Annotated in this window: 14 protein-coding genes and 1 pseudogene; 6 read left to right on the top strand and 9 right to left on the bottom strand. The window is 48.0% G+C overall.

Annotation, left to right across the window (positions count from 1 at the left end; translation table 11 throughout):
• Nucleotides 1-78: 78 nt before the first annotated feature.
• The 3 genes from B1C80_RS23120 to B1C80_RS23130 form a co-directional block, all read right to left on the bottom strand.
• Nucleotides 79-2355, bottom strand: a complete 2277-nt coding sequence (locus B1C80_RS23120; RefSeq protein WP_077923596.1) for a TonB-dependent receptor — start codon at nt 2353-2355, stop codon at nt 79-81.
• A 75-nt stretch (nt 2356-2430) separates the two neighbouring features.
• The gene (locus tag B1C80_RS23125) at nt 2431-3744 is read right to left on the bottom strand and encodes a Gfo/Idh/MocA family protein (protein WP_077923598.1); all 1314 of its coding nucleotides are present in this window, start codon (nt 3742-3744) and stop codon (nt 2431-2433) included.
• A gap of 82 nt (nt 3745-3826) precedes the next feature.
• Nucleotides 3827-4264 carry a response regulator gene (locus B1C80_RS23130; protein ID WP_077923599.1) on the bottom strand — a complete coding sequence of 146 codons (438 nt, stop codon included), beginning with the start codon at nt 4262-4264 and terminating at the stop codon, nt 3827-3829.
• 677 nt (nt 4265-4941) lie between these two features.
• Between B1C80_RS23130 and B1C80_RS23135 the strand changes: the two genes are divergently transcribed.
• Both B1C80_RS23135 and B1C80_RS23140 read left to right on the top strand, forming a co-directional pair.
• Nucleotides 4942-5568 (top strand): carbonic anhydrase, encoded by a 627-nt coding sequence (locus B1C80_RS23135; RefSeq protein WP_077923600.1) that lies wholly within the window; start codon nt 4942-4944, stop codon nt 5566-5568.
• 973 nt (nt 5569-6541) lie between these two features.
• Entirely contained in the window at nt 6542-7741 is a 1200-nt protein-coding gene (locus B1C80_RS23140; RefSeq protein WP_077923601.1) for an MFS transporter, read from the top strand.
• Nucleotides 7742-8863: 1122 nt separating this feature from the next.
• Here B1C80_RS23140 and B1C80_RS23145 read toward each other — a convergent pair.
• From B1C80_RS23145 to B1C80_RS23160, 5 genes are all read right to left on the bottom strand, one after another.
• A complete protein-coding gene (locus tag B1C80_RS23145; RefSeq protein ID WP_139361717.1) occupies nt 8864-9955 on the bottom strand; it encodes a hypothetical protein in 1092 nt (363 codons plus the stop codon).
• 1262 nt (nt 9956-11217) lie between these two features.
• Nucleotides 11218-12612: a TlpA disulfide reductase family protein gene (locus B1C80_RS23150; protein ID WP_077923603.1), complete on the bottom strand. Its 1395-nt coding sequence runs from the start codon at nt 12610-12612 to the stop codon at nt 11218-11220.
• Nucleotides 12613-12712: 100 nt separating this feature from the next.
• Nucleotides 12713-13195, bottom strand: a complete 483-nt coding sequence (locus B1C80_RS28205) for a hypothetical protein (protein ID WP_139361718.1) — start codon at nt 13193-13195, stop codon at nt 12713-12715.
• Nucleotides 13196-13283: 88 nt separating this feature from the next.
• Nucleotides 13284-13724, bottom strand: a complete 441-nt coding sequence (locus tag B1C80_RS23155) for a hypothetical protein (RefSeq protein ID WP_139361719.1) — start codon at nt 13722-13724, stop codon at nt 13284-13286.
• A 718-nt stretch (nt 13725-14442) separates the two neighbouring features.
• Nucleotides 14443-15063 carry a helix-turn-helix domain-containing protein gene (locus tag B1C80_RS23160; protein WP_077923606.1) on the bottom strand — a complete coding sequence of 207 codons (621 nt, stop codon included), beginning with the start codon at nt 15061-15063 and terminating at the stop codon, nt 14443-14445.
• 131 nt (nt 15064-15194) lie between these two features.
• Between B1C80_RS23160 and B1C80_RS28210 the strand changes: the two genes are divergently transcribed.
• The 4 genes from B1C80_RS28210 (at nt 15195) to B1C80_RS23175 (ending at nt 19431) form a co-directional block, all read left to right on the top strand.
• A complete protein-coding gene (locus B1C80_RS28210; RefSeq protein ID WP_139361720.1) occupies nt 15195-15410 on the top strand; it encodes a hypothetical protein in 216 nt (71 codons plus the stop codon).
• Nucleotides 15411-15484: 74 nt separating this feature from the next.
• Nucleotides 15485-16750: a site-specific integrase gene (locus B1C80_RS23165; protein WP_077923607.1), complete on the top strand. Its 1266-nt coding sequence runs from the start codon at nt 15485-15487 to the stop codon at nt 16748-16750.
• Nucleotides 16751-17017: 267 nt separating this feature from the next.
• Complete coding sequence (locus tag B1C80_RS23170; protein ID WP_139361721.1) at nt 17018-18166, top strand: AAA family ATPase; 1149 nt, start codon at nt 17018-17020, stop codon at nt 18164-18166.
• 338 nt (nt 18167-18504) lie between these two features.
• Entirely contained in the window at nt 18505-19431 is a 927-nt protein-coding gene (locus B1C80_RS23175; protein WP_077923609.1) for a CHC2 zinc finger domain-containing protein, read from the top strand.
• A 111-nt stretch (nt 19432-19542) separates the two neighbouring features.
• On the opposite strand, the pseudogene B1C80_RS28475 reads toward B1C80_RS23175, so the two are convergent.
• A pseudogene (locus B1C80_RS28475) lies at nt 19543-19791 on the bottom strand (hypothetical protein); the annotation flags it as partial.

The following is a 19791-nucleotide window of genomic DNA, read 5'->3' on the forward strand; positions in this document are numbered from 1 at the left end:
AACCTGATTACATGTGTGCCCTATGACCGATCTGACCCGGCCCGCCGGTGGGCCTCGGTCCGGCGAAACCCCGGATTGCTACCAGCAATACGTCAGGCTGAGCCGGGCAAAAAAGGGCGTGCCGGGCGTGAAATGAATTTCATCGACGGGCGCTGTTTCGTCCTGCAACCGACTTTCGGTAGCAAACTGCGTTTCTTTCCAGCGTACGTTGAACAGGTTCTGCACCGACAGGCCCAGCTGGTAGTGCTTCCGGGCATAGTTCAGCTGCAGGTCATTCACAACATACCCGCGGGCTACCAGCGAATTATCCTCGTTAGCCGGTCGGTTCGCCAGGTACCGATACCGAACAGAACCACTCAGCCCCGTGCTGGTCTGGAGCGACAGCCCTCCGGCCGACGTAAACGTTGGCGCCAGCGGCAGGTAGTTTTGGCCCGCTTCGACGCCCAGGGCCCGGGGGCGTGCCGTATTCAGGTCCAGGTCGGCATAGAGGGTACGGGTCAGCTGGTAACGCGCCGACAGGTCGATGCCCAGCCGACGCGACCGGCCACTGGGCTCAACCACACCCTCGTCGCCGACGTAAACGAATTCCTGCTCCAGCCAGAGGTACCAGGCCGCAGCATTGATCAGCAGCCGCGGCAAGGGTTTGACCAGCACCCCCAGATCGGTGCCGTAGGCGGCCGGCAGAATCTCACGGCCATTTTGGGGGACAACGACCCGGGCGTCGTTCGAATGAAAACCCCGGCCCGTATTGAGGTAGAGCTGCAGGGCCGGGCTGGCGGTGTAGTAAAGATTCAGTTTAGGCGACAGGATTCCCTGGGTGGCGCTGCGGTCGGGATCGGGCGTGGCGAGCAGGTCGGTATACTGGCTCCTGAACAGGTCATAGCGAAGTCCGGCGTTGAGGCTGAACCGACTGCTTAGCTGAATCAGCTCGTCGGCGTAGAGGGCCGCGTTCAGTTCGTTGACGTTGCCGTACTGCAGCGGGTTCAGGGTTACGATCCGATCGCGGGTGTGCGACAGCTCGGAACCGCGGGTTATGTCCTGCCGGTACTGCGCCCCGAGGGTGGTTGTCCACTGGCTGCGGCCAATCGCTGTCCGGGTCGAATAGCTGCCTGTATAGCCAAACAGGTTTCGTCGTTCTTTCTGCCGGATCTGGTCTCCGTTTACGGTATCGGTTCTGAAAAAGGTAAAGTTAGAATACAGCTCGAAGGCGTAGTTACTGTAGTAAAACTGGTTCCGGATGGTATGATTCCGGGGCGTAACGGTAACCAGCTGCACGTTGGCATTGGTGCGGCTGGTTTCTCCCCCTTCGGTTGGGTCGATGGAACCGAACCAGCCAATCAACCCCGCGTCGACTGCCCGATCCGGAATCTGGCCCGAGTGGTTCCAGCGGCTCCAGAACGTAGATCCCGTCAGGGTAAGATTCGTCGAAGCCCCCAGGTGGCCGTGGTATTTGCCCAGCACGTTGACCCGGTTGAACTGCTGCGGGTTGTCGAAATACGAATCGCTGTACGAGTATTCGCCCGCCAGATAAGCCGACTGACTGGTTGCGGGCCGGGGCGTTGATGAGGTTCGGTTCAGGTTCAGCAGATCCAGTCCGGCCACGGCGCGGTAGGTATTGTACTGGCCGACTTCCAGCTTGGCGAACGATCGGTCGAGTACGGTTCGGGTCCGGAAGTCGACCCAGCCGGCCGTGGCCAGATTACCCTTATCGGTTTGATAGGGTCCTTTCTTGAACTCAACCCCTTCTACCAGTTCCGGGATGACAAAATGGAGGTCGGCATACCCCTGTCCATGCGCATGGGAGACCATATTGACCGGCATCCCGTCGACGGTCAGGCGGATGTCGGTGCCGTGATCGAGGTCGAAGCCGCGCAAAAAAATCTGCTCGGCTTTGCCCCCGCCGGCATGCTGACCGATAAAAAGGCCCGGTACCAGCCGGAGAATTTCCTGCGAGTTAACGATCGGCCGAAGCCGGATGTCCAGGTTACTGATCAGCTGCTGATCGTGCGCGCGCAGGGCCGATACGGTCACTTCACCCAGGGCCACGGGCGCCGTTGACAGGCTGATGGTAACGGCTACTGTCTGGTCATCCAGTACCGTTACCTCTCTTTGAAACGAAGCATAGCCCAGGTGAGACAATTCAATCCGGTAGGGAGCTGCGGGCAGGTGATCGAACCGAAACTGGCCCAGTTCGTTGGTTACGGTGGCCCGGCCCAGGCCCGTCAGCTGGACGGTCACCCCCGACAGGGGCTGGCGGGTCGTCTGGTCGGTTACGGTACCCGCTATGGTACCCAGGTGGGCATAGGCCCGCGAGGCTACCAGCAGGAAGGCGAAGATAAAGACAAGCTGTTTCATAAGAGGAGCGCGAAAATAAGCCCTCCGGCCCGAATCGCATCCAGTATCCGACCAAATGGATAGAGAGTATGCCTCCTATAGCTTCGGCAACACCCAGGGGGCCCGGTACTGCGCCCTGGCCAACTCACTAGCTTTCTGATTGTTCAGGACAGAGCGGGTTGTTTCGTCCCAGAAGAGCTGCTGGCCCAGCCGGTGGGCTATGTTGCCGAGCTGAGCGTTCAGCGCCACATGCCGACCGGCTTCAACCGGACAATTGGGTGACTGTCGGCTCCGGACGCAGTCGATAAAGTTCTGCGTGTGCCGGTCCAGGTCCTTTCCGTCGCCGTACTGCGGAGGCATGGCCGGGGTCATGAACCGACCGTTTTCTACTTCCGGCAACACCTCCCACTTCCCCCGGTCAATGACTACCGTTCCGTGGTTGCCGATAAACGCCACGCCATGATCCCGGTCGTACGGCCCCCGCCCTATTCCCAGCGACTGCTCCCAGAGCAACGGAAACGTACCGAAATCGTACAGCACCTGCAGGGTATCGGGGGTTTCGCCCGCGTGGTTGGGAAAGCCGAACCGACCGCCGAGGGCCTGTACCGAGCGGGGGGCGGTGACCTGCATCCCCCACAGGGCTATATCGATCATGTGCGCGCCCCAGTCGGTCATCAGCCCTCCCGCATAATCCCAGAAATAACGAAAACTGCCGTGGAAGCGGTTGCGGTTAAACGGCCGCCGGGGTGCCGGTCCCAGCCACATGTCGTAATCGACTCCGGTCGGTACGGGTTCGTCGGGTCGCCCGGGGAAGGTTTTCCCGTAGGGCATGTACGCCCACGTTTTCACGGATCGTATGTTCCCTATCTGGCCGGATTGTACGTAGTCGATAGCCTGTTTCCAGTGAGGGCCGGACCGCTGCCACTGCCCTACCTGCACCACCCGTTTATACCGCTGTACGGCGGCCACCATGGTATCACACTCCTCGATGCTATTGGCCAGTGGCTTTTCAACGTAGACGTCTTTCCCGGCCTGGCAGGCATAGACCATAGGCAGGCAATGCCAGTGGTCCGGCGTGCCGATAATGACAACGTCAATGTCTTTGTTTTCGAGCAGCTGGCGGAAGTCGGTATACAGCCTGGGGGTTGTACCGGGCGTTCGCTTGTCGAGTTCGGCCGCCCGGCGGGTCAGCACGTTCTGATCTACATCGCAAAGGGCTATGCAGCACAGGCCGGGCAGTTTGAGCATGGACATCAGATCGGTCCAGCCCATGCTGTTACAGCCGATGAGCCCCACCGACACCTGGTCGGCCGCTGCGGTGCGGGTTGGCTGGGGAATAACCCCCGGCAAGGCGGCACTGGCAGCCAGTTGGGTGGTATGGTGCAGAAACTGTCGGCGGGTGGTCGGCATACGGTCGGTTCGGGCAGGTGGTGACTCTCCCCTAAAAGTCAGCCAGACCGGCTTTCTTTACTCATGCCGGCGCCAGGCCGATCTAGCAGCAGCCCGCCGGCTGATCCGGTACGCAGTTACCCAGCAGCCAGTCCTGCCGAAGTTTCAGCACGACCTTATTATACTGCTCAATGGTTGATGGTTTGGTGATGAACCCGCTGGCCTTGAGCTGGGCCGCCTGTTGTTTGTCGCGGGCGTGATCGGATGTTGTCAGTACCACTACCGGAATAGTGGCGTAGGTTTTATGCTGACGGAGGTGGGCCAGCGTCTCCAGCCCGCTCATCTGGGGCATATTCAGGTCCAGCAGGATCAGGTTGGGCAAAGCAGGGGCTTCGGCCAGCGCATCGAGCAGGGCCATGCCACTTGTCAACGGCTTAAGCTGACACTCCGGACTGTATTGTGAAAAAACCTGCTGAATGATAAACAGATCGTCCTCATCATCGTCGACGATGAAAACGCAGTCCTTATTACGATGAGGCATGGTGGTACAACTTGCTTTGCGGGCTTATAACTAGCATCAAGCCGCTCTGGTTCCTGGTTTACTCATGGAGTACGGGTGTATATATACGTAAAATCGCCTAAGTCGGGCTAATTACTGGTGTATTAGCCATTTATACGGACTGGCGAGCGTACTATATTTTTTACATACAGGTAAGGTTACCTCATTCAGCCTGGGGAAAACTGCCGAGTGTCAACTTACAGGTAGACTAATTCTTGTTCCCGGCTCGAAGAACCCGTTACTGACTCGTAATGCGGTGGCCATTTCGTTGCCTGTCCTACCGCGCTGGTACTTCCAGTGTATAATGACTGGCAAGTGCCGACTCCCCAACAGCACACGACCAGTCAACACCTTTAACCCTGCGGGCAGATTCTGCACATGGAGCCGCAAAAATTCAGGTTGACAACAAAAATAAACAACTGATAATTAATGATTTATTTCCAGATGTGCGGACAATAAATACCGGACTATTCTATAAAAAACAGGACTGTTCAGGGCTGTCAATTGACCCAAGCCGGGGCTAGTAACCGGGTATTAAATTGAAGAGCTGGTTTCCGGTAAAATTCCCTGTAGTACATCCGTCGGTTCAAACAGAACGTACTGAGGTTAGTTTATCTATTAATTTCGCACAAGATTATTATCAACGTAAAACGAGCAGGATGGATATCGCACGCATTTTCGAAAACAACGAAACCTGGGTTCAGCAGAAAATACATGTCGAACCAGATTACTTTAGTGATCTCTCCAAAGGACAAACACCCGATATCTTATACATCGGTTGTTCCGACAGCCGTGTATCGGCAGAAGAACTGATGGGCGTATCGCCCGGTGAGGTGTTCGTCCTCAGAAACATTGCTAACATGGTTCCGAATACGGATCTGAGTGTCATGTCAGTTGTGAACTATGCCGTATTACATCTCAAGGTAAAACATATTGTCGTGTGCGGCCATTACTATTGCGGGGGTGTGCAGGCCGCCATGCAATCCGAAGACCTGGGCATACTGAACCCCTGGCTCAGAAATATTCGGGATGTGTACAGAATGCACCGGGAGGAGCTGAATGCTATCCAGGATGAGGAACAGCGCTACAAACGGTTGGTAGAGCTCAATGTGGAAGAGCAGTGTATCAATGTGCTCAAAACGGCCGAAGTGCAGCAAGCCCGCCGGGATCGCGACATTACCATCCACGGCTGGGTGTTTGACGTACACTCCGGAAAGTTAATTGACTTGCAGATTGACTTTATCAAAGTGCTCGAAAACATTAAAGAAATTTATCGTCTGGACTAAAGTTAGTTCTGTTGCTACAGGGGCCGCTTAAACATTATTACTTCTTCATTCAGTGCATAACTACGAAGCTACGCTATCGTTTTTTAACGGGTTGCTTATCTTCCTGGTCATGCACTGCCTGAAGGGTTACGAATTATAATAAGAAACATACCATCCTAACTTATACACCACAATTAATCCAACTAACACAATTAATTAGCTAGACCCATCACAATGTATTGATTCACAACCGCTATTGGTAGGCTCGATTGCCTATATCAATGGATATATTATCACCTTAACCAACAAATTCACCATTTTATTTTCCTGAAATAATAGGCGGGCAAATTTTATTCTTTGTCTATAGCGTTTACTGATCCTTGATACTTTACAATAAGAATTTTACCTGATTTTTTCAGCATTTTACTTCACACTAGTTTCTGAATGTGGGTTATTGGAGGCAGGTGTTTTCAGCCTTCTGTTATTGCTATACCTACCAGCCCCGCGACGGCGGCCCGGCCTAAGAGCTTGTTTGGGGAAGGTATCTGCTGAGGTTAGTCGGCTCGAATGGGCCGGCCTTTTCTACCCCCCAGCCCCCTAAAGGGGGAGCCGTCCGCGCCGAATGGGCTCCTGCAGCGGCCGACCGTCCCTTTAGGGAGCTGGGGGTGTAAAACGGGCTGTCTGCGTGGCTTTATCTTCTTAACCACCCTTTCCCAAACAACCTCCCAGGCGGCTGTGGGTGAGCGTTAAATCCGGCTTTTTGAACAGCCTATAAATCACCTCCAGGGCAATTCAGGCCTGATGGCTTCATAACGCTGGTCATCTTCCGTTGTTCGGCTCAGCCCCGCCAAACGATTCATAAGGGGGTCTGTCTATGCCTGCGTCCTGCACGTCAACGCAACATAGTCGGGGAACCTGATAACCGTTTGTTTGTATCTTGCTTCCCGAACAGCAGACTCACCATTCACCACACAACCAAAGACTCTCCAGCGCTATGCAGGCAAACCTGGGACTATCAACAGCAGACGTAGTTAAAGCCCGTTTCGCTACTCAGCTGATCTTTTTCGTTTGCGGCCTGGGTATGGCGAGCTGGGCCCCTATGGTGCCCCTCGCTAAGGATCGGCTCCAGTTAAATGATGCCAATTTGGGGTTGTTGTTATTGATGCTGGGAGCCGGAGCTATGCTCATGATGCCTACTTCAGGCTGGCTGGTGAGCCGTTTCGGGAGCCGGATTGTCATGGCCAGTGCCGCCCTGGTCATGGCCTTTACCCTGCCCCTGCTGTTGCTCCTCTCCTCGACCCTACCGATGGCTATAACCCTCTTCGTATTCGGTTCAGCCATCGGCACTATCGACGTAGCCATGAACGCCCAGGGCGTACACGTGCAAAACCTGTATGCAAAACAGATTATGTCGTCCCTGCATGGTCTCTTTAGCGTGGGCGGGCTTTTCGGTTCCCTGGGGTTAGGCTTCCTGATCAAGCTGGGACTCAACCCCGTCTATGCCATCGGGAGTATTGCCGTGCTGATCGTTGTCATCACCGGCACCCAGTACACGAAATTATTTCCTGCCGATATAGAGCAACGGGCGATGGCTCAGTTTACAACCGGGCCGAGTGAGCCGACAGAAACCAGGCGGCCTCTTACCTGGTTAAACGGCAGCGTGTTATTTCTGGGGTTTATGTGTTTCGCTGTTTTTTTGGCCGAAGGGGCCATCCTCGACTGGAGTGCCATCTTTTTACGGGACAACCAGGGCGTTGACGCCGAACTTGCCGGATCAGGTTATGCAGCTTTCTCGGTGGCCATGGCCACCATGCGGCTGGTCGGCGACAGGCTCGTGACCCGATTAAGTGGCAGAACGGTGGTAGTGGGTGGCAGTATACTGGGTGCAGTTGGCTTAGCGGTCGCAGTTTTTAGTCCCTGGGTATGGGGCACGCTGGTGGGTTTTGTGCTGCTTGGTTTGGGTGTTGCCAACGTGGTTCCGATATTTTTCAGCGCAGCGGGCCGATTGCCGGGTATTGCGCCTACGGTGAGCATACCGGTTATTACAACCATTGGCTATACCGGCTTACTGGCCGGACCCGCTTTACTGGGTTTTATCGCCTACCAATTTTCACTCCCGGCCGCGTTGTGCTTCGTCGCCCTGCTCCTCTTAGCCGTAGCGCTGGCCTATCAAATGAACGGGAAAACAAACTGAGTCACCCCAGCTCATGCAGCCCAGGTATTCTATTGTTCGACCATGACGATTCGACCCAGCAGGAGCGCGGGTAGATGTACAGTCGGGCGCGCTTCGCTTTGAACCCACAAACCCATCTTCTTTTCAGCAGCTGTCACAAAATGACCTACCTACTTTTACTTCAACTTGGCCTTTTTGTTAGTGGTATATCTTTTACCAGGCAGAACTGTCGGCAGATGTATATCATTCCTTACACATCGAAGCAAGGTCAGGTTGATCCCTTTGGCGTAACCGATTTAGTGAGAAATCATTTTCAGCAACAGGGTTTTGCCATACTATCGGCTCCTTTATCTACAATCGAACCAGCCTGTCAATATTACCAGTGCAGGGTATCCCACACGGAAAACTACTGGCAATTCAAGCGAGATTCGGTTTATCTGACTATCTCTGACCAAACCGGAAACGTTGTGGGTCGTTTTTACGGGGTGAGCGGGAAAACAGCGCTTACGTTTCGATCAGGATACGCTACCGCTACAACCAGGGCTTTACGCAACGCGGAACAGTTTCGTTTTTATCGATAAGCTCAGAACAAAAACCTGTTTTAGCTTCTGTTCACTCCTGTATACTGGCTAGTAAAAATAAAAGGTAAGCTCCATATTAAAGTTAATATAGCAGTAGTTGATTGCCTACCCTCTTTCAGAGCATAATCATGTTCATAGTTAGCTCGTAGCCAGGTTAAGTAGGCATATTCACGAAGTATAAGTACGAGGTTTTTCATACGTTGAGTAAGCGCTGATACGTTTGTAAAATCTTAGCTACGCAAGTATTTACGAAGGGCTTTAATACCCAAAATACCCACCGTTATGCCGACGATATAAGCGATAAGCTGTAAGACTAAGATTAGCCAGGGAAAGTAAAGAAAAGCTGGATTGTGTAACATAATTTGAGTTGTATACGTTTTTTTATCGGCTCCCCGCTTTGGTGATCGGCCACACGATTTTGGAGAAATGCAATTACAAAACGCTCTCTTGGCAGTGCATCCTGAATTGCAGGATGCCAAGGGACAATTTCATAACAAATTTCACATAAAGAAAATAGGCTGAGAATGCAGAGAAATTATAGCCCAACCTAATCATTATTTATTCAAAAACGAGGGTGAAGTTCGTGCCAGTCAAGTAAGGTAAGCTTATCGTTTTTCAGCACCAAAAGACTCACCTCACGATAGCGGCCAATGCCGTAAAAATCTAAATTAATTACGTAAATTCCATCATAGTTGGTCGTTGCTGGTTGATGTGTATAGAGGCCATCGTTAAATAAAGCATCAACAACAGTGAACGTAGAACCCAGTAGACTTACCAAACAAGTTCGATCCAAAATGTGAGCCAGATAGAAAATTTGTTGGTCACGCGCTACTCCTCCGAATAGCTGGACCCCGTATAGATCAAACAGGGTGGTAGACTTACTCAAACTATTGGTTGCAGCAACCCGGCTGGCCGGCTTACCTGCCCATGCTGGTAAGGAATGAGGATCACCAATCAATTGCTTGTCAGCACTACCCATGCCATGTCCGAGACTAGACATTACTTCATAACCCGCTGAGCTACGACGAACCCAAACTGCACAGGTGGATTCCATCCAGTAAGTCTTTTTCGTCTGCTTATCAAAGAAGAAGACCCGCCCCCCAAATTCGCCGTTACATTCGTTGTAAACCAGATACGTAGCATCTTCAAATAATTTAGGCCGTTCGCCAAATGGAATGGGCTTCTTATAGGGTCGCCATCTATTGTCAGTTGTGAGCTGCCAATATTGTCCGGCTGCTAATCCAATTAGTTGACCATCCACCAACCAATGCCGTTTAAACCGCTTCGTGTTCAGCGTTTTCTCTAGTGCCAGGTTTCGTTGCCAATCATCGATAGTAAAACAAGCAAAGTAGCCAGGGCTAAATAAACTGATCAGGTTATTGCGATAAAGTATTGAGTACGAAAGAGGGTACTTGTCAGCGCTAAACGGATTGGTTACTACGCGACGCTGTTTGGTTAGATGCAAAGCCGTATCCGCCAGAACAACCTTGTACTTTTCAGTAACCAGTAAGTTGGGAAGTCGAAGGGTATCTTTTCTGTACGAATGTAGTTCGTCAAAGTGACTGATGAGTTGATTAAAGGTCGTATCAATTGGTTTATTGCCCGCAAAACGCTGTATTTTTTGCCCGAAACCAGACGAAAATGCAGCCAGCATAAGCAGTATATTGGTAAGAACCTTTACCGGTTGCATTGCCTGGTTAAATTAGGGTTCAGAACTTGTTGTATCAGTATTTTCAGGTTAAGTAGTCTGCTTCTTTTTTACCGAAAAGTTGAGTTTACCACGCTTAAAATGCATTGATCGAGAATCTCCGTTGTCAGCTTGAAAACGTATATCAAACCTACCCTTAACGGAACCACTAACCGAGTCATAACGGATCACTCTGAGCCATCCTTCAGCCTGTTTATACACTGCGGAATTAATTTTTCCCACTCCCAGGGTAATATAATTACTACGAACGCCTGTTGGACCCAGGGAGTCAGCCAAGCTAGATGGAAAAACCTTGTAACGACCCGTCTGAAGTGGAATATTGCCAATGAGAAGCGTTTGTGTTTGTCTACAAGGTTCCTGACAGCCAGTGGGTTTGTTGATAGGTTTCCGCTTCAGTTCAGGGTGAGGAAGATCGGTGATAAAAATCAAGCTAACCTTATTCCCATAGTATAATTTAGGACTGCCATTTAAAAAAGAGCCATACCAAGCCGATTGGTTGAGTGAAGCTCTGACTGGGAGCGACCTTGAACAAGATGTAAACAGAGTTAGTAAAAGAAGTAAACCAATCTGTTGACACACATCTCGCTGTTTGGTATATGGTCTCTGCCAAGAGTATCCTGTTACAGAGTGGTTTGACGCAGTCATACTCGTTCTCGTCGTAAAACAGATCTAGATTAAGCAGGTACCTGTCGGTCTGATCCAGGCTGCCGGGGTGCCCTTAACGGAAGTGCGCTCTCCACCGTTTGTGGCTTTACCCCTGCACAAACACTCATTTGCTTCCAGCCGGACTGATCAGCCATCATTTGAAAGGTCAAGATAGGACGATACCGGTTATAAACATATGTTCTGTAGACCAAATCAATAATTGATTAGTTAATTTTTGTTTCCCCCCTGCTCGGCCAGTGCCCGCCTGGCTGCTTCGTACACGTCGACAGTAGCACCTGTTTTCAACCGGCTGGCGAAATCGACTTGCTGCCGGGTACCGGGTTTCAACCAATACACCATTCCGCCCAAGCGGTGCTGTAGCGATGTTGACCCCCGATCTGGGAGAAGTGCAAGAACAAACCGCCCCTCGGCCGTGCAGCCTAAATTGCACGATGCCGAGGGGCGGTTTATAACTAATCTTATGTTAGTAGATGAAAGTAAGAATCAGCCGTATGTTGAAATGGTGATTACTCTAAATAAAATTAAATATTAGATTGACTATTTTATCGAGCTAAATCTTGCAATTGGACTCGAAGAGACTTGTCACTGGGACGTTTTGCTTTGGCCGATATCAACTTCCCATTTTGATCAAATAATAGGTAACGGGGAATGGCTTTCAACTGGTATTGTTTAGCCAAAGCTGATTGAAACGAGTGAGTCAGCAAATAACTAGCTGTCTTCTCAAGACCAACTTGTCTTACCGCGTTGGCCCAAGCTTGAGGGTCATTGTCCATTGAAATGTAAAGAAAACTAATGTTGTCGTTCGCCAACGACCTTCGTAGCTGATGAGAATCAGGCAGTTCATCCCGACAAGGAGCACACCAACTGGCCCAAAAATCTACGTATACGACGCGGCCACGATGCTTGGCTAGCAGTTGAGTCCAAGTCGTGGATACTCCCAACCTGTCCAAGAGCTTTACTTCATCTCTTGCAGACGACCGAGTGTTGGTGAGGAATTCCATTGATTTAGAAACATACTCAACGTAAGTCACTTGTTGGCAATGCGTTTGAAAAGCAGGCAGTAATTTGCGAGCTAGCGGTAAATCAAAATCGAGGTTGGGTGATTTATCCCTTTTCGGTTGGCTCAATGTTTTCATAATATGAAATAACAAATAATCACGGGTAGCCCCCGAAAACGACCGATATGCGATATTGTACATCCGTTCGAAATCAACCTTACCTGAAGATTGCTGAGCCATTACACGTAACAGACCAATAACCGCAGCACGGTACTCTGGAATGTACAGTTTGGCGTCATCCCGAAAGAAGTGAACGTACTGTTTCGTTGAATCAAGTGGAATCTGGCCTGGATTATGAGCCACTAAGCCTCGTATGTACTGATAGAAAAAGTAGTCTTTCCAAGGGGCTAATTGCTTACTGGTCAAGTGGTGCTGGTGGCCGTAATGAGTCAAAAAATTTAGGCGGCTTCGATAACGTTGATGAAGTTCAAGTGCTCGTTCGGCAAATGTGAGCTTACTATAGGTAGTGCCAACCAAGTATTCTTTTTCGAAATCCCAATCGCCTTGTTTAAGCGATTTCTGTGTATTAAAAAACTGTTGATGGCAGTTAGCAACAGCGTTGGTTGTATCGAAGGCTGTTTTTGCGGTTAAGTAGTAGTTTGTTCCCCGTGTTAAGGTGTAGGATCTACCCGGGAATAGTAAGTACAGAGCTTGGCTGCGGTGGTCAGCATCTCTCAAAAATATGGGTTGTTTGACGGACCACTGCGCTTTCTGTCTTACATTAGATAAGATGGTTAGTTGTTCATTATCAAAAACATCAATATATTCTAGATAAGTTGGTTCTTTAAACTGACCAATCAATTGTAGATGAATTGTTGGTTGAGCCCAGCCTTGTTGAACTAGCAAAATACACCCTATAATGAGCTGAAAAAGCTTCATACAGTTTTGTTGTATAAGTGCATTTATATAAAGAAATTGAAGTAATAAGACGGCCTAGGTTAAAAGGTCGTCTTACTATTAAAAATATCTTATTCGCGTCTTATTTCTGAGCTGAAATAATGATCCCTTCTTGAGAAGGGGTACTAGGTGTTTTAAAAGTGTAACCAAGTGGTATTATAACGACGCCAGGTGCACCATTTACACTTCGTTCATAAAAAGTGTTAGCTGTTATTTTGCTCACATAAAGTGCCGGAGCCCTTGATCCAGCAGAAAGTTGAAAGACTCCGTTACTTTCGCTGACACCAACATCTTTAGTCTGAATGGCTACGCCAACATCACTAATCTTTTTGTAGACGCTTCCAACTCGTACAGAATCTGATTTTTTACGATCTACAACGATGTAGAATTCGCTAACACCAATTTTGTTGATACCCTTATCAGAGTAAAGAGTATCTCCATTAATACTATAAGTTAGCACTCTATATCGACCGGAAGCCCGAGTTGACACATCATTAGGCACACTTTCTTTATGCTGACAGCCAAAGAAGCCTAAGAACATTAAAGGTAAAAGTAACTTTGTCATGATGTTGAGTATTTACAAACATAACGTCCAACCTTTTTTTGTTGTATATGTGGCAATATGTTATTCGACAAAAGAGAGAAACTATCAATTACAGTTCCTTAGCAGGATCTTGTAAATCTCTCATTCTTCTCTCATACTCTTGAACAACCTTGGCCAGCTTAGTACCTGGCTTGACTACCATCTCTAAGTTGGAGGTGGCACCAATTGTCTTATCCTCTTGACCCGATGCGGTTGTATAATGGATCATAGCTAGGGAACCCCTCTTTATCAGTAGACGATCATCGGGTGAATCGATTCCATAAGTGATCTTTGTCACTTTAATAGTTGTACCCAATCCATACCTTTTCTCAACCTCCGGCTTGATTTTTCGCTGTAGTTCCTCCATTGAAGTAGCCAATTGATCCCCTGTGGGAGAAGCTAACTGAATTGAAGGCTTTAAAGCAGTCGTTTCTTCTTGTGATGTACTTGATGAACATTGAAAAAGTACTCCAGAAAGGAGACTCAAGCAGAGTAATTGAGACAGCTTCATAGCTCTGAAGATTTAGTTTAAATGCAAGATAGTCAATAGTTTCTCCGTTAAAAACACTTCCTATTTCTTGACCGGTACGTTTTGTGAGATGAGCCCTTCAAAGACTGTTTTTTGACCTTCAGAAAATGGTCAACCGCACTCAGCACATTGGTGATTACTTCTGCCTCTATAGGAGACGGTTCTTTCGGCGGTGGCGGTACATGGGTCACCATGCCAGCCTTCAGGGCTTTATTGATCTTCCGGATGACCGCTTTTGCCTGCTCCTTGCGCTCTTAAATGGTATCACCATTAATAACAACCCGTTTTCGAACCTGTCGCTGGTCGCGTACACTCCACACGTAATAAACGACTACCCAGGCCTTCGTCAGATCGTCGCCAGCATCGCTCAGTCTGGCTAATTTGTAATTTATATTCATTCAGCTACTGCCATTTTTTGGCCATTTTTTGGCCTGTTACTGCCATTTTAATTTTTGGCCAAAAAATAACCCCTGATAATCGCTGATTATCAGGGGTTTAAGTAAGTGGAGACGGAGAATATAACCATCCTTCGCTCAACAAGTTCATTTTCAGTATTTTATCGAGATTTTTTCTTTATGGTACTCCGCCAAAATGCAACCTTTTAAAGGGTATTCTGAGCATCAAGGTTCTTAATTGATTAGAATCGTCGTTTTTGGTACTACCTCTCTCTTTGAATGCACCCCAATAGTTCACCGTTCGCTTAGAAAGCTCCATCTACCGATTTACTATCAGCCTTACGCCTTTTGGCTAACTTACGCAGAATGTCTCTCGGGACTGGTACTGATGAACCGTAGCCGGTTCCGCTTTTCAAAACTAAGTGTTCTCCAGTCAGTCCATTGTCTATCAAGCTATAAGCCCAATCGTTTGCAATCAAAAAGTTGGAAAGAAACATTGGCCAATCTTCCGGGTATCCATGCTCTATTTCCTTTGTCTCGATGTTTTCGACAATTGTAAGCTTACTCTCTAATTCAAACTCGTCAGCTGCCATCCTAACAATTATTTGAGCGCATGTAGATTGTAAGTATTCTATTTTCTCTCTTTGAAGCTTAAGCAACTCGTCTGCTTTTCCCAAGTCTTGCTCAAGCTTATCTAATCTCTCTTGATCTATTGTGTTCGTTTTGTCTTCTCCCCATTTAAGTACCTCAGAGAAAGAAACACCCAACGCAATAGCAATCTCCTCAATCTGATCTACACTTAATTTACTACCTCTGTTTTCCAATCTGTGATAAGCTGATGGGTCGAGTTCTAATCGCCTGGCTATCTCGGCTTGGCTCATTCCTTTAGCGGTACGTATGGCCTTTATGTTGTTGGAAATGTCCATGTCATTGAAAAATTTTACAATGTTATCTGTTTGAATATCAATAGTTATTAATAAAATAGTCAGTATTTATTGACATAATTGTTGATTACTATTGAAATTATTGTCAAGATTGTGGCCTAATTCATCCATTTATGAAAGCCACAACACCCAATCCAGTAGCAGATGCCTTCACCGCATACCAAGACAAAATTGGTATTGCGTTTAAACCAGACCAGCGATTTTATGACCGAGTCGGTATAAATCGAAAGCGTTTTGGTCAAGTGTTCAGAGGTGAGAAACCTTTAATGAGTTATGAAGTAAAGGCTCTATCTGAATTTCTTGGTGTCCCTGTCGAGGACTTAATATAAAGTATTAAGCCCTACAGCCTCGAGGCCGTAGGGCTTTGCCATTTGAAAGAATTTGAAATCCAAATTAAACATTGATGCTCAATCAACCTAACTACCAAAAAGCAACCCGAGCGGTCGAAAATGGTCAGCGATTTACCCAGGCGGAATGCTTCGTTTCGTTCTATATACTACCCAGAACCGGCATGATACAATGCCGCATAACGATCAACGGTAAACGCGCTCAATGGTCAACCCGCATTAAGTCTACAAAGGCAAATTTTGACACCAAAACCCATGTTATCAAGGGTGATTCCAGAGATACCGCACGATTGCAAGCTCTGAAAACAGACATCACACGAATTTTTAAAGACCGGGAGTTAACGGGTCGTAACCTAGACCCACTAGTTATACGTGACATTGCAATGGGTCTGCGGGGCCATGACGAAGTTGTACCAACTGTTATAGAAGCTATCAACCGTTTTCACCAGCGTCAGGAAGACCGAATCGGCAGTAATGGCTTGACTCTTAATTCAGTTAAGCGATACCGTTCCTATCGACAGATTCTAACCACATTCATTACGGTTCAATACGGTCCCAAGATTCAGCTTCACCAACTCAAACCCGCATTAGGTACTGAACTCATTGACTACCTCAAAGGCCCCAAAGCCTACTGTCACAACTATTGCGTTAAGATAATCGACTATATGAAGTCGATTATTGAACACGCGGTCTCTTACGAGTGGGTAGACCGTAACGTGCTCAAAACGACCAAAATTCGAAAGTTCAAGAAGGAGGTCAAGCTACTATCGATGGACGATCTGAACCGATTGCAGGATACTAAACTAGTTGGGAGTACCCTGAATCTGGTAAAAGATATGTTCCTTTTGAGCTGCTACACAGGACTCGCTTATGCTGATATGATTCAGCTCAACAGAGGGCATATCGTTCAGGTTAACGGCTTCGATTGCATTCTGATCGAACGACAGAAATCAGCTCAACAAGCCTTTGTTCCCATATTTCCAGCCGCTCGACTGATACTAAATAAGTATGAATACCACGAGCAATGTATCGTGGAAAACAGGCTTATTCCTTATATCTCTAATCAAAAGGCAAACCAGTGGCTAAAAGTAATCGGTCATGCCGCTGGAATTAAAGAGGTGCTCCACACGCACATGGGCCGTAAGACCTTCACGATGTACGCTGAAGAGCTTGGTTTTACGCTGAATGACACCGCTACGATGCTAGGTCACTCGACCGCAACGATGACAGAAAACCATTATTTCAAACATCGACGCGAGCCTATTATCCGCAAGCTCCAAAGTTTATACGGCGAGCAAGGAAAAGACCAAAAAGCCAGCTAAACCATGTCAACTATCAACGACGGAGGCTTGATGCCAATCAACGAGTTACCGGATGATACCCTATTTCTTAAGAAATACATCACCAAGCAGCGCGATCTACTTGACGTATACCTGCTGCAATACCTTATTCTTCGAGAAGACAACGCCGAGTTAGAGCGCAGACTCCGACACCTCGAGACCTTCCGTTCCCCCAACTAGACAAAATGCCCCCGCACATCGGCCAAAATGTACGGGGGCTATAATTATGCTTAACGCGCTGCAAATATAATGATAGCTAACCAACTACCCCCGTTTTCGGTTCGTAGCGATCCCAAAACCATTACGCTTAATCAGACCACGTTGCTAAGTCGTATACGAGAGAGTCGCATTACCGACCGTACCCCTGTTAAGAAACTCAAGCCTGTTGTTACCGTTGGTCAATCCACCTTCGCCCGACGGGGCGATTTTTCAGTTATCACAGGCCAACGAAAAGCCGGAAAAACTACTGTTTTGCAATTTGTAGTTGCTACCGCTTTACTCGAAGACATTCCGCTCGAGCTGGATACGCTACAAATACGCACTGACTATTGCCGGGGTAGCGATGTTATTTATGTTGATACCGAGGGCAGCAAAGAAGACACACAGGACTTTATCAAAGGTGTTAAAAGCATCATTGGTATGAGTGAGCAACCTGCTAACCTGCACACCTACCACTGGCGAGAATTTACCGCCAAAGAATGTCGGGAAGGAATGGACATTCTATTTAGTGAACACCCAAACGCGCATTTATGGATTATTGACGGTATTGCCGATCTCGTCAGCAAGCCCAACGACGAAGAAGAGAGTAATCAAACGGTTCGTTGGATTATGAGTATGGCGGGTAAACTTGATACCTGCATCATCCTGGTAATTCACGAGAACCCTACAAAAGCTGGTCAAGAATCCAAACTTCGCGGCCACTTGGGAAGTGAGCTCGAACGGAAAGCATCGGGGGCCGTTGGTATCGAAAAAGACCGGCAACGAGGTGAACACTATATTAAAAGCCGGTTCCTACGGAAGAGTGCCGATTTTGAGCCGATAGCGTTCCGATTTGACCCGCACACCAACCGTCCCACCCATCGCATCTTAACGGCGAGCGAACGCGCCCAACTTCAAGACAGGAACCGGGTTCGCATTGGTGAACTAATGGTCCTACGCACCAAGTGCTATCGAAGTAAAACCAGATTGACTGAGCGTGAGCTCAAGGAAAGTATCAAGCATAATCAGAATACCACTACCGGCAAAGATGCCGAACGCGCCCTTTGCAATCGTAACCTACAAGCCCTACTCAAATACAATCTTATTCGGGAGGAGCAGACTATAGAGGGCTCCGTTTATCTCTTAACGGACATTGAGGGCGGGGCGATTGACTTCAAAATTGGACAGTCAGATGAATGAAAGCCCTCCTATATATATAACGAACGAACTATATATATATAAGGCGTTCGCGTATGCGTTCGTTCGCCCGTTCGCTTGGACAAATCCGAGATACTCCCGTTAAAAATCCCCTTGAAGCTTTCGATTCTGTTTTTATCCTCTCTACAGCCAAAAATCAAAATATTATTTGGTATCAAAAAAGATGCTTTTGAAAAGTAGAATCAAAATCGAACGCGAACGCTCAAACCTTATATACCCCCCGTTCGCGTTCGTTCGCCCGTTCGATCGGAGGTCAGTTTTGAGTATCCAAATAATGTTCTGTTTAGGCTAGTAGAACGCTGGCCAGGCAAAACCAGGCGTTGAAAAAATTTAAGGAAAGGCCCACTAAGAAGAAAGTTATTATGATTGCTACAAACAGGATACAATTGGCGAAAGCAGTAGCCATTATTGATTACCTAGCCTATAAAGGATTTCAGCCCGTTAGTCAACACGGCAAGCGGCTTGTTTATTCTTCTCCCTTTCGGCTAGAAAATACCCCGTCATTCTGGGTTAATACGTCGATCAATCGGTATAAAGATTTCGGCTCAAGCGAAGCCGGGGACGACATAATTAAACTAGTCCAACACCTAAACGGGTTTAGTTTCACTCAGGCAGTGGAAGAGCTAATCCAGTTTGCCGGTTTAGAAGTCAAACCTGCTTTTTCATTTAGTGGGCCTATACGCTCCCAGCCTACCGAGGCTGTTATCCGGTCGATTAAACTCCTTTCTAACGCTCAGCTTATACGCTACGTCGAAAGTCGTAAAATCAGTTACCCCGTTGCCCGTCGCTACTGTCATGAGATCTATTTCCAACAAGGGGGAAAGAATCAATTCGCGCTAGGTTTCATCAATCAGAAAGGCGGCTATGCGTTACGCAATGGAATAGGAGCTAAACGCAACCTGGGACCAGCCGGATACTCACTCATCGACGCACCAGGAGTTGACTGTATTAATGTTTTTGAGGGGGTATTCGATTTCCTGTCGGGACTCGAATTCTACGGCCGACAAACACCCCACTTTCCAACGCTGGTACTTAATTCAACAACTAATTTGGAAAGTGCCATTCCAATTATCGAAAAGTTTGAGCGGACAAACGCCTATTTAGACAACGATAAAGCGGGTAGAGCGGCTCTTGATAAACTACAAAATATAGGAAACAAAGTAGTCGATCGAGCTGGTCTCTACCAAACCCACAAAGACTTTAATGCTTTCTGGCTGGAAATTTCCAAAAGTCATGTTTCACAATGATTCTATGCACCTCTACAGCCCTCAAGCCCCCTAATTGTTTAATTAACTGATTATCAAATTGATAACATTTTTATAAAAGTTGCACCCTTTTATATAGTTAACAGGGCTTTCTTATAAAACCATTTGTTGGGTAAAGAACTGGATCAAGGCTGGAAATTTATCGGCGAAGGTATCGAACTGAGCCACCATATTCTTGACATTCAGCTTTTCCAACAGATTGATAACCAGCGTCCTTAGGCTGCTCAAAACTCGACTGATTGCTGCCTGACTGCTTCGCAACTCATCTTCTGCCAGGGTTACATCCCGTTGATGGTGCATCACTTCAACACACCAATGCTGGCGGATGGCATCGAACAGTTC

Source organism: Spirosoma sp. 209 (assembly GCF_002006735.1).
Lineage (GTDB): Bacteria > Bacteroidota > Bacteroidia > Cytophagales > Spirosomataceae > Spirosoma > Spirosoma sordidisoli.

Excerpts from the sequence above, each read along its gene's own strand:
- B1C80_RS23155 (WP_139361719.1), bottom strand. The coding sequence starts at position 13,724 with ATGAAGCTGTCTCAATTACTCTGCTTGAGTCTCCTTTCTGGAGTACTT.
- B1C80_RS28210 (WP_139361720.1), top strand. The coding sequence starts at position 15,195 with ATGAAAGCCACAACACCCAATCCAGTAGCAGATGCCTTCACCGCATAC.
- B1C80_RS23135 (WP_077923600.1), top strand. The coding sequence starts at position 4,942 with ATGGATATCGCACGCATTTTCGAAAACAACGAAACCTGGGTTCAGCAG.
- B1C80_RS28205 (WP_139361718.1), bottom strand. The coding sequence starts at position 13,195 with ATGACAAAGTTACTTTTACCTTTAATGTTCTTAGGCTTCTTTGGCTGT.
- B1C80_RS23170 (WP_139361721.1), top strand. The coding sequence starts at position 17,018 with ATGATAGCTAACCAACTACCCCCGTTTTCGGTTCGTAGCGATCCCAAA.
- B1C80_RS23125 (WP_077923598.1), bottom strand. The coding sequence starts at position 3,744 with ATGCCGACCACCCGCCGACAGTTTCTGCACCATACCACCCAACTGGCT.
- B1C80_RS23145 (WP_139361717.1), bottom strand. The coding sequence starts at position 9,955 with ATGCTGGCTGCATTTTCGTCTGGTTTCGGGCAAAAAATACAGCGTTTT.
- B1C80_RS23130 (WP_077923599.1), bottom strand. The coding sequence starts at position 4,264 with ATGCCTCATCGTAATAAGGACTGCGTTTTCATCGTCGACGATGATGAG.
- B1C80_RS23120 (WP_077923596.1), bottom strand. The coding sequence starts at position 2,355 with ATGAAACAGCTTGTCTTTATCTTCGCCTTCCTGCTGGTAGCCTCGCGG.
- B1C80_RS23160 (WP_077923606.1), bottom strand. The coding sequence starts at position 15,063 with ATGGACATTTCCAACAACATAAAGGCCATACGTACCGCTAAAGGAATG.
- B1C80_RS23140 (WP_077923601.1), top strand. The coding sequence starts at position 6,542 with ATGCAGGCAAACCTGGGACTATCAACAGCAGACGTAGTTAAAGCCCGT.
- B1C80_RS23165 (WP_077923607.1), top strand. The coding sequence starts at position 15,485 with ATGCTCAATCAACCTAACTACCAAAAAGCAACCCGAGCGGTCGAAAAT.
- B1C80_RS23150 (WP_077923603.1), bottom strand. The coding sequence starts at position 12,612 with ATGAAGCTTTTTCAGCTCATTATAGGGTGTATTTTGCTAGTTCAACAA.